Source organism: Glycomyces algeriensis (assembly GCF_027622855.1).
GTDB classification, from domain to species: Bacteria; Actinomycetota; Actinomycetes; order Mycobacteriales; family Micromonosporaceae; genus Glycomyces; species Glycomyces algeriensis.
This window is the reverse complement of sequence record NZ_JAPZVR010000002.1, coordinates 377670-389707: the sequence shown is the minus strand read 5'-3', so window position 1 is coordinate 389707 and position 12038 is coordinate 377670. Positions and strand designations below refer to the sequence as shown.

Here is a 12038-nt window from a genome sequence, read left to right as displayed (position 1 = left end):
CCCCCGGCCCCCCCGCCCGGGCCCCACGCCGCGGCCCCCGGGCCCCCCCCCGCGGCCCCGCTTCCACCCCCTGTGGTCTTGCGCCCCAGGTGTTCCCCGGGGTCTTAGGTCAGGCCTTGATGGAGCCCACGACGTCGCCGGTCACCGATTCGGGCATGCGGTTGGCGATGTCCCCGATCGAGATGATGCCGACGAGGCGGCCCTGGTCGATCACCGGAAGCCGGTTGATCTGGTGCTCCTTCATCTTCGCCATGGTGTTGTCGACGTCCTCGTTCGCGTCGGCGAGGATGAGGTGGCCCTGCGGCAGCTGGTCGACCGTGAAGGTCTCAGGGTCGTGGCCCTTCGCCATGACCTGGAGGACCAGGTCCCGGTCGGTGACCATGCCGTGGAGCTTGTCGTCGTCCGCGCCGCAGATCGGCATCGAGCCGACGTCGAGCTCGGCCATCATTCTGGCGGCGTTGGCGGCGGTGTCGTTGCTCTTGACGCAGGTGCACCCGGTGTGCATGAGGTCGCGTGCGGTTGCCATGCTGCTCGTCTCCGTTTCTAGTCTGTTTCTAGACCCGTATTCGTTGAGCCGTTGTCACGAGTATCGTTCGCGTTGTTCTTCCTTGCGGCGTTTTGCGGGTTCCCGGCCTCAGGCCACGAGCCGCTGCGTGGCCCGCACGATCGCGGCCGAGTCGATCCCGGCCGCGGCCATCTGCTCGGCCGGCCCGGCCGAACCGGGCATGCCGCGCACGGCCAGCTTGTGGAAGCGGACATCGGGGACCTGTCCGGCCACGGCGTCGAGGACGGCGTCGCCCAGGCCGCCGACCGGCCAGTGGTCTTCGACCGTCAGGACGCGGCCGGTGTCCGCGGCGGCCTGGCGGATGGTGGCCGCATCGAGCGGTTTGATCGAGTAGGCGTCGATGACGCGCACCGGGATGCCCTCGTCGGCGAGGCGCTCGGCCGCGCCGAGGCTCTCGGAGACGGTGATCCCGGCCGCGACGATCACGGCCCTGTCGTGCGCCGAGCCGACCAGGGTCCGGCTGCCGCCCACCGGGAAGAGCTCGTCGCCCCGGTAGATCACCGGCGTCGCGGCGCGGGTGGTGCGCAGGTAGCTGATGCCGGGCAGGTCGGCCATGGTCGCGGTCAGGTGCGCGGCCTGGTTCGCGTCGCACGGGTACAGGACCACGCTGCGCCACAGCGCCCGGAACATCGCGAGGTCCTCCAAGCCCATCTGACTCGGCCCGTCCGCGCCGATCGACACGCCCGCGTGGGAGCCGACGACGCGCAGGTCGGCGCCGCCGATCGCGGCCATGCGCAGGAAGTCGTGGGCGCGCGTCAGGAACGCGGCGAACGTCGAGGCGTACGGGATCCAGCCCTGCGACTGCAGTCCCACCGCCGCGGCGATCATCTGCTGCTCGGCGATGTAGCACTCGAAGAAGCGGTTCGGGAACGCCTTCTTGAACGCGGCCGTGCGGGTCGAGTCGGCGACCTCGCCGTCGACGACCACCACGTCCGGATTCGCCTCGCCCAGCGCCTCGATGGCCGCCCCGAAGCCGTCCCTGGTCGCGGCGCTGCTCCCCACCGAGAACGACGGGTACGCCATCGGCTGCGACGGTTGCGTGCGCCGCGGTTCGCGCGACCGCGGCGGGCTCACGCGGACGAGCGACTCGCGCACGCCCCCGAGCTCCACGACGGCCTTCTCCGACTCGGCCAGCGGCTTGCCGTGCAGGCCCTCCCTGTCCTCCGCGGCGGCCACGCCCTTGCCCTTGCGGGTCTTCGCCAGGATCGCCGTGGGCACGTCCTGGCGTGCGGCCTCGGCGTACGCCTTGTCGATCGCGACCGGGTCGTGCCCGTCGATCTCCACGGTGTGCCAGCCGAACCCGCCGATCTGCGCGGCGTACGCCGCCGTGTCCCACTCGTAGCGGGTCGGCCCCGTCTGGCCCAGCCGGTTCACGTCCACGATCGCGCACAGGTTCCCCAGGCCGAAGTCCGCGGCGGCCGCGAACGCCTCCCACATGGAGCCCTCCGCGATCTCGCCGTCCCCGCACAGCACCCACACGCGCGCGGGCGAACCCGACAGGCGCGCGCCCAGCGCCATGCCGACGCCGATCGGGAGCCCCTGCCCGAGGGACCCGGTCGCCACGTCCACCCACGGCAGGCGCGGGGTCGGGTGACCCTCCAGCTCGGAGCCGAGCCGGCGGTAGGTCAGCAGGCGCTCCTCGTCGATCGCGCCGGCCGCGTGCAGCATCGCGTACAGCAGCGGCGACGCGTGCCCCTTGGAGAACACCAGCCGGTCGTTCCCCGGCAGGTGCGGGTGGTCGAAGTCGTAGTGCAGGTGCCCGGTCAACAGGCCCGCCATGAGGTCGGCGGCCGACATCGACGAAGTGGGGTGCCCCGACCCGGCGCGGGCCGACGCGCGTACCGCGTCGACGCGCAGCTGCTGCCCGAGTTCGGCGATGTCGCTGGTGCGGGCCTCGATGACGCTCACGGCTCCTCCAGAGTCTAGGTGCCTGGACGCCTTGGCTACCCGTGCCCGCCGCCGTGAAACCGGGGTGTCGCGGCGGCGCTCGCGGGTACCCCGGCACTGCGGGTCCGCACGGACCCCGTGGCGCGCCGCCTCGCCTGATGCCCATAGGCGGGCGGGCGGCGCGCTTCGCACACCGGGCGAAGGAGGGCGAACGATGAACTCGCAACCGATGTCCACCACCGGACACCACTGGTGGGAGGCCGAACGGCGGCGCACGACCGCGGTCCAGCAGGGAGCGACGGCCGCGGGGTGGGTGCTCCTCCTGCTCGGCGTCATGGGCTTCGTGCCGGTCTTCACCCCGGGCTTCTCGGGGATCAGCTTCGCGGGCAACGACACCACCGCCGAGCTCTTCGGCGTCTTCGAGGTCTCGGTCCTGTCCAACCTCGTCCACCTCGTGCTCGGCGTCCTCGGCCTCATCATGGGCTGGATGGTCGCCGCCTCGCGCGCCTACCTCCTCGGCGTCGGCGCGTTCTTCGCGCTCCTGGGCCTCTACGGCCTCATCGTGGCCGACTCGAGCGCACTCGACTTCATGCCGACGAACTGGACGATCGACCTGCTGCACCTCGGCATCGGGCTCGTCATGATCGCGCTCGGCCTCGTCCTGCACACCAAGCTCCCCAAGGAGAGCGAGGCCCGGGGCGAAGGCGACTTCGGCGAGACCAACCGCGGCGCGGCCCGCTGACCGCGCGCACGGAACGGCGCCTCGGGACGGATTCCCGAGGCGCCGCTCTCATCGGTGCTCCGCCGGCCCGCCGCGGCAGCCCTCTACAACCGCGCCGGCCTGCGGGAGTCGCCCTGCAAGCACGGCTTGCCGGAAAGGGCTACCCCCAGGCCACAAGAGTATGCACCCGTCCCGACCAGCACCGCCTCCGCGCAGGCGAGGTTTCCTCCAGCCGGGCGGGGGAACCCGAAGCGCATCGCACCTGGCTGAAACCGGACACCGTGGAGGTGAGGGCATCATGCCGAAAGAGTGGAGCAAGAAGGAAGAACGCCAGTACAAGCACATCCGGGACCAGGCGGAGGATCGTGGCATGAGCGACGACCGCGCCGAGGAGATGGCAGCGCGCACCGTCAACAAGGAACGCGCCCGCAAGGGCAAGACCAAGACGGCCAGCCGCACTTCCACCAAGGACATGTCGTCCTCGAAGCGGGGCGGGAAGCGTTCGCACTCCGGACCCAAGGGCCGCACCAAGGAGCAGCTCTACCAGGAGGCCCGGCGCAAGAACATCGAAGGCCGATCCAAGATGAACAAAGCCGAGCTCCAACGCGCCGTCGACAAGCGCTCCTGAGCCCGGCGGAGAGAGGTGAGGACATGGAGGTCCGACACGACCCCGAGGCGCAGGCCATCCGCGCCGCCGAGCGCGAGCACGGCGGCGACTGGGCCGAAGCCGACCGCGACACCCGCGAGCGCACCGCGCACGGGCGCCGCGGCTGGGGACGCCGCGACTGGGAGGAGCAGGACCGCTCGGTCGGCGCGATCGTCGGCGACCTGACCTCCCAGGTGGCGCACCTGGCCCGCGTCGAAGCCCAACTGGCCGCGCGCGAGATCGGCGACAAGGCCAAGCGGGGCGCGTTCGGCGGCGGCATGTTCGCCCTGGCCGGCGTCGTCGCGATCTACGGCGGGGCGGCGCTGGCCCTCGCGGCGGGCATCGCGCTCGCGCTGGTGTGGCCGGCGTGGTTGGCCGCGCTCGTGATGGGCGTGCTGCTCCTGGCGGTCGCGGGGATCTTCGCGATGGTGGGACGCGCCAAGATCCGCGACGCCATGCCGCCGGTACCCGACGAGACGATGGAGCACGCCCGGGAAGACGCCCGGGCCCTGCGAGGGAGGATGGACCGATGACCGGTTGGACGGTGCCGCCGAGTGCGGCCGTCCCGCCCGGCGTAGGGCTCGCGCCGCCTCCGGCGGTGGGCATGCCCTACCAGCCGGAGGACGAGCAGCCCGATGGGGAGGACATGGTGCGACAGCAGGAATGGGCCCTTCAGGACGCTGAGGCGGACCAGCACAAGTCCACAGCGGACTTGGAGAAGGACGCCGAGCGGACCCGTGAACGGGTCAACGACTCCGTGCTGGAGCTGCGGTCGAAGCTCGGGTTCGACCCGGACGCGGCGCACGCGCACGGGCCGTTCGCGCCGATGCGCCGCCACCCGTTGACGGTGGTCGTCGCCGCTACGGGCGCCGCGGCCGCCGCGGTGGTCGGGGTGCATGTCATCCGCGACCAGCGCAGGACCTCCAAGGCCGCGCGCGACGCGGCGCGCGCGGCGATGAAGGCGACCGAGATGCGCCGCAAGGCGGCCCGCCAGGCCTCGCGCAAGCGCTGGGCCGCGGCGAAGGACGCCTTCGGCTCGGCCGCGACCACGGTGCAGAAGCAGCGCAAGAAGGTGATGCGCCGCCTCGCCCACTGAGGCGACGCGCAGAGCAGCGGAGCGGCGGGCCATGGCCCGCCGCTCCGCCTTTGCGCGGGGCGGGGGCGGTTAGCGAGGGTGAGCGGAGGGGTCCCGGCAAGCCGGTCACCTCCGCAAATTTACGGCTCGCAAGCAACGCCAACGGCGGATTCGAGGCTCACGCTGAAATGCGGGTACAACGGAGCTGAACGCCGGTTCGGCTGCGGCTGAACGTGAGCGGAGGGTCCCGGCAAATCGGACATCGATGGGCCCCCGGTACTAACCCTGACATGCGGGTACGACAGTTTGCGGGGGAGCGGCGTCGACATGCGCAAACGTGCCGCGGCCGAAATCGGCCGCGGCACGTTGCCCGTGAGTCGCTCAGCCTGGCATGGTCTCGCCGCCCAGGGCCGCGATGACCTCGCCGGTGATGAACGACGACATGCGGTTGGCGGCGAGGAACACGAACGAGGGCGCGAGCTCGTCCGGCTCGGCCGGGCGGCCCAGCGGCACCTGGTCGCCGAAGCCCTCCACGTGGTCCTCCGGCAGCGTGGACGGGATGAGCGGCGTCCACACCGGGCCCGGCGCGACGCAGTTGACGCGGATGCCGCGCGGTGCGAGCGCCTGCGCCATCGAGTACGTCCACGCGATGATCGCGCCCTTCGTCGCCGAGTAGTCGATGAGGGTCTTGTTGCCGCGCAACCCGTTCACGGAGGCGCAGTTGACGATCGCGTCCCCCTCGCCCATGTGCGGCAGCGCCGCCCTGGTCACGCGGTGGAAGCTGTGCATGTTCACGTTGAACGTGTGCTCCCACTGCTCGTCGCTGATGTCCTCCGGCCGCTCGACCGGGGTCTGCGTCGCGATGTTGTTCACCAGCAGGTCGAGCCCGCCGAGCGCCTTCACCGTGTCGTCGACCACCGCAGTGCAGTGGTCGCGGTCCGCGAGGTCCCCCGGGAGCAGCACGCACTGGCGGTCCTCGGCCTTGACCAGCTCCGCGGTGCGCTCGGCGTCCTCGTGCTCCTCGAGGTAGGCGATCGCTACGTCGGCGCCCTCCTTAGCGAACGCGATCGCGACGGCACGGCCGATACCGGAGTCCCCGCCGGTGATGAGGGCCCGGCGGTCCTTCAGGAGGCCGCTTCCCTGGTACCCCTCCATGCTGTCCTTCGGCTTCGGGGTCATCTCCTCGGTCTGCCCCGGAGGCTGCTGCTGCTGTCCCGGCTTGCTCATCGGTCCTCCCCTTCCGCTGCACCCGGCCGCGGCTCGGCCGGTTCCGGAGCTGCGAATACCCGCCGCCGATCGCGAGTAATCCCGTACGGCGTACGGGGTATAATTTCGCGGTACCTGGTATGGCGTACGTTGTACGTTGTACGCCGTACAATTGCCTCCGCGCAATGTGCGAGGTCCGGCAATTCGCCGTACAACGTACGGCGAGCGCCACCCATCGAGGGACCTCGATCACACTCGGGGCCCACCCACCCTTTGAGGTGCGCCGGAATCGATCCGGTATTTCCGGTTCGGGCTCCCGATCATCGGACCGCTGCTGGTACCCGACGTGCGAATGCGTTAGGTTGTTGGGGATCCAATCCTTGCCTTGCCACCCTCACGCGGTGGAACAGCTGCATGTGAGCGGTCACTTTTCACTTGAAGACCTCGACGAACGAGTCGAAAACGAGCACCCCCAAGGAGGCGCCATGACCGGCAGCGACAACGATGCCGTTGCTATCGGGATCGACTTCGGCACCCTGTCAGGCCGGGTCGTCGTCGCGTCGGTTGCCGATGGCCGCGAGCTTGCCAGCGCCGAGCACGTCTACGAGCACGGCGCCATCGAGGAGGCCCTCCCGGGCTCCGGCGTCCGCCTCGGCCGCAGCTGGGCGCTCCAGTCGCCCAAGGACTGGGTCGACGTGCTCCGCAACGCCGTGCCGGCCGCGCTGGCCGCCGCCGGCGTGAGCGCCGACCAGGTGGTCGGCGTCGCCACGGACTTCACCGCGTGCACGATCCTGCCGACCACCGCCGACGGCACCCCGCTGTGCGAGCTGGACGACCTCAAGGACCGCCCGCACGCGTGGCCCAAGCTGTGGAAGCACCACGCCGCGCAGGGCCAGGCCGACCGCATCAACGCCGTCGCCGCCGAGCGCGGCGAGTCCTGGCTGCCGCGATACGGCGGCAAGATCTCCTCGGAGTGGGCCTACGCCAAGGGCCTGCAGCTCCTCGAGGAGGACCGCGAGGTCTACGACCGCGCCGAGCGCTGGATCGAAGCGGCCGACTGGATCGTGTGGCAGCTGTGCGGCGAGGAGACCCGCAACTCCTGCACCGCCGGCTACAAGGGCATCGTGCAGGACGGCGAGCGCCCCTCGCGCGAGTACCTGGCCGCCCTCAACCCCGACTTCGCCGACTTCAACGCCAAGATGGAGCATCCGCTCCTGCCGCTCGGCGACAAGGCCGGCGAGCTCACCGCGCAGGCCGCCGAGTGGACCGGCCTGAACGCCGGCACCGTGATCGCCGCCGGCAACGTCGACGCGCACGTCACCGCCGCCTCCGCGAAGGCCGTCGGCCCCGGCCAGATGGTCGCCATCATGGGCACCAGCACCTGCCACGTCGTCAACGGCGAGAACCTGACCGAGGCCCCCGGCATGTGCGGCGTGGTCCGCGACGGCATCACCAAGGGCCTGTGGGGCTACGAGGCCGGCCAGTCCGGCGTCGGCGACATCTTCGCCTGGTTCACCAAGAACGGCGTCCCCGGCGAGTACACCGCCGCGGCCGACGAGCGCGGGATCTCGATCCACCAGTACCTGACCGAGCTCGCCGAGGGCCAGGCGGTCGGCCAGCACGGCCTCGTCGCGCTCGACTGGCACTCGGGGAACCGCTCCGTCCTCGTCGACCACGACCTGCACGGCGTGATCCTCGGCCTGGGCCTGCAGACCAAGCCCGAGGACATCTACCGGGCGCTGGTGGAGGCCACCGCGTTCGGCACCCGGATGATCGTCGAGACCCTCGTCAAGGCGGGCGTCCCGATCGAGGAGTTCGTGGCCGCCGGCGGCCTGCTGAAGAACAAGTGGCTCATGCAGACCTACTCCGACGTGCTGCGCATGCCGATCACGGTCCTCACCTCCCAGCAGGGCCCGGCTCTGGGTTCGGCGATCCACGCCGCCGTGGCGGCGGGCGCCTACCCGGACATCGTCGCGGCCGCCGAGGCCATGGGCAAGGTCGAGCGCAACGCGTACGTCCCCGACGAGGCCCGCGCCGACGCCTACGACGAGCTGTACGCCGTCTACGAGGAGCTGCACGACCACTTCGGCCGCGGCGGTTCCCGCGCACTGCACACGCTGCACAAGATCGCCACGGAGGCAACGAAATGAGTTTCAAGACGACTCCGGCCGTCGAGGAGATGAAGGTCAAGGTCTGCAACCTGCACGCCGAGCTCCTGCGCTGGGGCCTGGTGACCTGGACCAGCGGCAACGTCTCGGGCCGCGTCCCGGGCACCGACCTCATCGTCATCAAGCCGAGCGGCGTCTCCTATGACGACCTCGTGCCCGAGCTGATGGTCGTCACCGACCTCGAGGGCAAGATCCTCGACGGCGAGCTCGCGCCGTCCTCGGACGCGGAGAGCCACAACGTGGTCTACCAGCGGATGCCCGAGGTCGGCGGCGTGGTCCACACGCACAGCCCGTACGCGACCGCGTGGGCCGCGCGCGCCGAGCCGATCCCGTGCGTGATCACGGCGATGGCCGACGAGTTCGGCGGGGAGATCCCGCTGGGCCCGTTCGCGCGCATCGGCTCCGACGCGATCGGCAAGGGCATCGTCGAGACCCTGCAGGGCCACCGCTCCCCGGCGGTCATCATGCAGAACCACGGCGTGTTCACCATCGGCAAGGACCCGAAGGCCGCCGTGAAGGCGGCCGTCATGGCCGAGGACGTGGCGCGCACCGTCCACATCTCGCGCCAGCTCGGCGAGCCGGTCCCGATCCCTCAAGCGGACATCGACAAGCTCTACGACCGCTACCAGAACGTCTACGGCCAGCAGCCGTCCTCCAAGGAGCAGTAAAGCAATGGAAACTAAGGAACTCTGGTTCGTCACCGGCAGCCAGCACCTGTACGGGCCCGAGGCCATCGAGCAGGTCGCCGAGAACTCGGCGGAGATCGTGGCCGGGCTCGACGGCGCGTCCGCGATCCCCGTCAAGGTCGTCGCCAAGCCGGTGCTGACCACCCCCGACGAGATCAAGCGGGTCCTGCTGGAGGCGAACGCCGCCGACGAGTGCATCGGCGTGGTCGCCTGGATGCACACGTTCTCGCCGTCGAAGATGTGGATCTCCGGGCTCGGCGTGCTGCAGAAGCCGCTGCTGCACCTGCACACGCAGCACAACCGGGACCTGCCGTGGGCCGACATCGACATGGACTTCATGAACCTGAACCAGGCCGCCCACGGCGACCGCGAGTTCGGGTACATGCTGACGCGCCTGCGCCACCGCCGCAAGACGATCGTGGGGCACTGGGGCGACGAGAAGGTCCAGGCGCGCATCGGCGACTGGTCGCGCGCGGCCCTGGGCTGGAACGAGGTCCAGAACCTCAAGCTGGTCCGCTTCGGCGACAACATGCGCTATGTGGGCGTGACCGAGGGCGACAAGGTCGAGGCGCAGATCAAGCTGGGCGTCGAGGTCAACACCTACGGCATCAACGAGCTGACCGCGCGGGTCGAGGAGATCGACGACAAGGCCGTGGACGGCCTCGTCGCCGAGTACGAGACCGCTTATGACGTGGTGCCCGAGCTGCGGGTCGGCGGCGAGCGGCACGAGTCGCTGCGCGATGCCGCCCGCATCGAACTGGCGCTGCGCTCGGTGCTGGAGGAGCACGGCGCGAAGGCGTTCACGGACACGTTCGAGGACCTGGGCTCGCTCAAGCAGCTGCCGGGCATCGCGGTGCAGCGCCTCATGGCCGATGGCTACGGCTTCGGCGGCGAGGGCGACTGGAAGACCTCGATCCTGGTGCGCCTCATGAAGGTCATGGCCACGGGCCTCGAGGGCGGTACGTCCTTCATGGAGGACTACACCTACAACCTGGGCGCGGAGTCCCCGCAGATCCTCGGCGCGCACATGCTCGAGGTGTGCCCGACGATCGCGGCCGAGAAGCCGAAGGCGGAGATCCACCCGCTCGGGATCGGCGGCAAGGAGGACCCGGTGCGCCTGGTCTTCACCGCCCCGCCGGGCGCGGGCATCACCGTCGGCATGATGGACCTCGGCACCCGGCTTCGCTTGGTGGCCAACGAGGTCGACGCGGTCGAGCCCGACGAGGACCTGCCGAACCTGCCGGTCGCGCGCGCGGTCTGGGAGCCCCGCCCGAACCTGGAGGTCTCCGCCGAGTCCTGGCTGACCGCCGGCGGCCCGCACCACACCTCGTTCACGCAGGCCTTCGGCCGCGAGGTCCTGGAGGACTTCGCCGAGATCGCCGGCATCGAGCTGGTGACGATCGGCGAGGGCACCAACGTGCGCGAGTTCAAGCAGCAGCTCCGCTGGAACCAGGTGTACCACCACCTCGAGGGCGGCATCTAGCCGCGAGGCGAGCGCCGCGAGGCGAGACGTATGCAGGGCGGGCCCGGATCGGGCCCGCCCTGCACGCGTTCCGGGCGTTCTTCGGCCCGCGCTTCATTCGTTCCGGGCCCATGCTCCGGCCCGCCTTTCACTCGTTTCCCAGCGCGCCCTTCACTCGTTCGGGTGGGGTTCGGCCGGGGGCGGGGTTACGACGCGGATTGTTGTCGGGGCGGGATGCGATGCTGACGGTCCCCTCTGGGAGGGTGGGGGCTCGGGATGGTCCTCCTTCCCGAGCCCCCACCCACCCAAAGGGGAACGCGGTGCTGCGGCGATCGTGGCAGCGGGGTCCGACAAGACACGCCGGTACGAGCCCGCTACAGCCGATCTTTCACCCAGACGGGGTCGAGAACGGCGTCCCAGGCGATCTCGGCAGCGCCCGTCAAAGGCCCCGCCGCGCCGACCGTGCCGGGCATGATCTGCGGAGGTTCGTCGCGGCGGAACGCCATCAGCTGCTCGCGGCAGGCCTCCTCGATGCGCCCGCGCCGCAACCGGATCAGGTCCACGCCGAGCCCTGAGAGGCTGACCGCCTCCGGGTCGAGCGCGTTCGCGAGCGCCCCGATCCCCTTGCCGAGCGCCGCCGCGTTGTCGTCCAGCGCCGCCACCGCCTCCGGCTCGCCGTCCTCGGCGCGGCGCAGGATCGCCTGCGCCAGTTCGCGTCCCGTGCCGTAACCCGGCTGCTTCCCGAAGCGCCGCACGAGCGCGTTGGCCCCGACGTCCAGGCTCCAGCACCCGCGCACCCCGCACATGCACTCCAGAGTGGACCCGGTGAGCGGCATGTGCCCGAACTCGCCGGCGATGTTGTGCCCCCCGCGCTGCGCGTCCCCGGCGAGCAGCAGCGTGCCGCCGATGTCGAAGTCGATATGGAAGTGCATCGCGGTGCCCATGCCCCGCAGAGCGCCCCGCCGGGATTCGGCAAGGCCCGCGAGGCGCGCGTCGTTGTCGATCACCGCGGGCGGCCAGCCCGCGCCGAGCACCGAGTCCAGCTCGACCTCGTCCCAGCCGAGGTGCGAGATGTGGAGCCGGTGGCCGTCCCGGATCGGACCGGAGGTCGCGAAGCCGAGCATCGCCAGCCGCGGCGTCTCGTGCCGCGCGACGGCCGCGCGGATCTCGGTGAACACCGCAGGCGTGCGGTCGTGCTCGCCCGTCTCGAGCTCGGCGGCGAGCGTCCAGGTGTCCTCCCGGAAGTCGACCGCGAACACCTGGGGCCCTTCGGGATGCGGCACGAGCAGCGTCGTGGGCCGCCCGCGACCGCCTGCCGCGGCCGGGACCTCGTGGAGGAGCCGGGCCTGCTCCAGTTCGCCGACGAGGGCGGCGGCGGTATTGCGGCCGATGCCGAGCAGCCGGGCGGCCTCGGCCCTGGTGAACGGCGCGGCGGCGTCGTGGACGGCGCGCAGCAGCCGGACCTGGTTGCGGATCCGGAGGTCGGCGCTGGTCATCGTCTGGGGCATGCAGGGATTATGCCAGCCGCATCGAAATTTTTGTGCCCGGCTCGAACATAATCCTTGACGGGCCGCCGGAGCCTTGTTATGTTCGTGTCAGGAACAAAAATGGGCGGGCCGCCA

Annotated in this window: 11 protein-coding genes; 7 read left to right on the top strand and 4 right to left on the bottom strand. The window is 70.9% G+C overall.

The genetic code is table 11. The features are described 5' to 3' along the window. Window positions 1–109: 109 nt before the first annotated feature. The gene (locus O2L52_RS05015) at window positions 110–526 is read right to left on the bottom strand and encodes a CBS domain-containing protein (protein ID WP_270114233.1); all 417 of its coding nucleotides are present in this window, start codon (window positions 524–526) and stop codon (window positions 110–112) included. Window positions 527–634: 108 nt separating this feature from the next. After that, window positions 635–2473: a transketolase gene (locus O2L52_RS05010; RefSeq protein ID WP_270114232.1), complete on the bottom strand. Its 1839-nt coding sequence runs from the start codon at window positions 2471–2473 to the stop codon at window positions 635–637. A 193-nt stretch (window positions 2474–2666) separates the two neighbouring features. Between O2L52_RS05010 and O2L52_RS05005 the strand changes: the two genes are divergently transcribed. The 4 genes from O2L52_RS05005 to O2L52_RS04990 all read left to right on the top strand — a co-directional run bounded on the left by O2L52_RS05005 (window position 2667) and on the right by O2L52_RS04990 (window position 4915). Then, window positions 2667–3194, top strand: a complete 528-nt coding sequence (locus tag O2L52_RS05005; protein WP_270114231.1) for a DUF4383 domain-containing protein — start codon at window positions 2667–2669, stop codon at window positions 3192–3194. 277 nt (window positions 3195–3471) lie between these two features. After that, entirely contained in the window at window positions 3472–3801 is a 330-nt protein-coding gene (locus O2L52_RS05000; RefSeq protein WP_270114230.1) for a plasmid stabilization protein, read from the top strand. 23 nt (window positions 3802–3824) lie between these two features. Continuing rightward, entirely contained in the window at window positions 3825–4352 is a 528-nt protein-coding gene (locus O2L52_RS04995) for a phage holin family protein (RefSeq protein WP_270114229.1), read from the top strand. Next, complete coding sequence (locus O2L52_RS04990; RefSeq protein WP_270114228.1) at window positions 4349–4915, top strand: hypothetical protein; 567 nt, start codon at window positions 4349–4351, stop codon at window positions 4913–4915. Before O2L52_RS04995 ends, O2L52_RS04990 begins: the two co-directional genes overlap by 4 nt. Before the next feature lie 360 nt (window positions 4916–5275). Here O2L52_RS04990 and O2L52_RS04985 read toward each other — a convergent pair whose 3' ends face one another. Next, complete coding sequence (locus tag O2L52_RS04985) at window positions 5276–6121, bottom strand: SDR family oxidoreductase (protein WP_270114227.1); 846 nt, start codon at window positions 6119–6121, stop codon at window positions 5276–5278. A gap of 464 nt (window positions 6122–6585) precedes the next feature. Between O2L52_RS04985 and araB the strand changes: the two genes are divergently transcribed. Genes araB through araA form a run of 3 tightly spaced genes read left to right on the top strand, consistent with a single transcriptional unit; the run spans window position 6586 to window position 10437 of the window. After that, window positions 6586–8250 carry a ribulokinase gene (gene araB / locus O2L52_RS04980; RefSeq protein ID WP_270114226.1) on the top strand — a complete coding sequence of 555 codons (1665 nt, stop codon included), beginning with the start codon at window positions 6586–6588 and terminating at the stop codon, window positions 8248–8250. Continuing rightward, a complete protein-coding gene (locus O2L52_RS04975) occupies window positions 8247–8936 on the top strand; it encodes an L-ribulose-5-phosphate 4-epimerase (protein ID WP_270114225.1) in 690 nt (229 codons plus the stop codon). Before araB ends, O2L52_RS04975 begins: the two co-directional genes overlap by 4 nt. A 4-nt stretch (window positions 8937–8940) precedes the next feature. Next, the gene (gene araA, locus O2L52_RS04970; protein ID WP_270114224.1) at window positions 8941–10437 is read left to right on the top strand and encodes an L-arabinose isomerase; all 1497 of its coding nucleotides are present in this window, start codon (window positions 8941–8943) and stop codon (window positions 10435–10437) included. A 353-nt stretch (window positions 10438–10790) separates the two neighbouring features. On the opposite strand, the gene O2L52_RS04965 is transcribed toward araA, so the two are convergent. Beyond that, window positions 10791–11924, bottom strand: coding sequence for an ROK family transcriptional regulator (locus O2L52_RS04965; RefSeq protein WP_270114223.1), 1134 nt, complete (start codon window positions 11922–11924; stop codon window positions 10791–10793). Window positions 11925–12038: the final 114 nt, after the last annotated feature.

Coding starts and splice junctions, on each gene's coding strand:
- O2L52_RS05015 (WP_270114233.1), bottom strand. CDS start 526: ATGGCAACCGCACGCGACCTCATGCACACCGGGTGCACCTGCGTCAAG.
- araA (WP_270114224.1), top strand. CDS start 8,941: ATGGAAACTAAGGAACTCTGGTTCGTCACCGGCAGCCAGCACCTGTAC.
- O2L52_RS04975 (WP_270114225.1), top strand. CDS start 8,247: ATGAGTTTCAAGACGACTCCGGCCGTCGAGGAGATGAAGGTCAAGGTC.
- O2L52_RS05005 (WP_270114231.1), top strand. CDS start 2,667: ATGAACTCGCAACCGATGTCCACCACCGGACACCACTGGTGGGAGGCC.
- O2L52_RS05000 (WP_270114230.1), top strand. CDS start 3,472: ATGCCGAAAGAGTGGAGCAAGAAGGAAGAACGCCAGTACAAGCACATC.
- O2L52_RS04995 (WP_270114229.1), top strand. CDS start 3,825: ATGGAGGTCCGACACGACCCCGAGGCGCAGGCCATCCGCGCCGCCGAG.
- O2L52_RS04990 (WP_270114228.1), top strand. CDS start 4,349: ATGACCGGTTGGACGGTGCCGCCGAGTGCGGCCGTCCCGCCCGGCGTA.
- araB (WP_270114226.1), top strand. CDS start 6,586: ATGACCGGCAGCGACAACGATGCCGTTGCTATCGGGATCGACTTCGGC.
- O2L52_RS04965 (WP_270114223.1), bottom strand. CDS start 11,924: ATGCCCCAGACGATGACCAGCGCCGACCTCCGGATCCGCAACCAGGTC.
- O2L52_RS04985 (WP_270114227.1), bottom strand. CDS start 6,121: ATGAGCAAGCCGGGACAGCAGCAGCAGCCTCCGGGGCAGACCGAGGAG.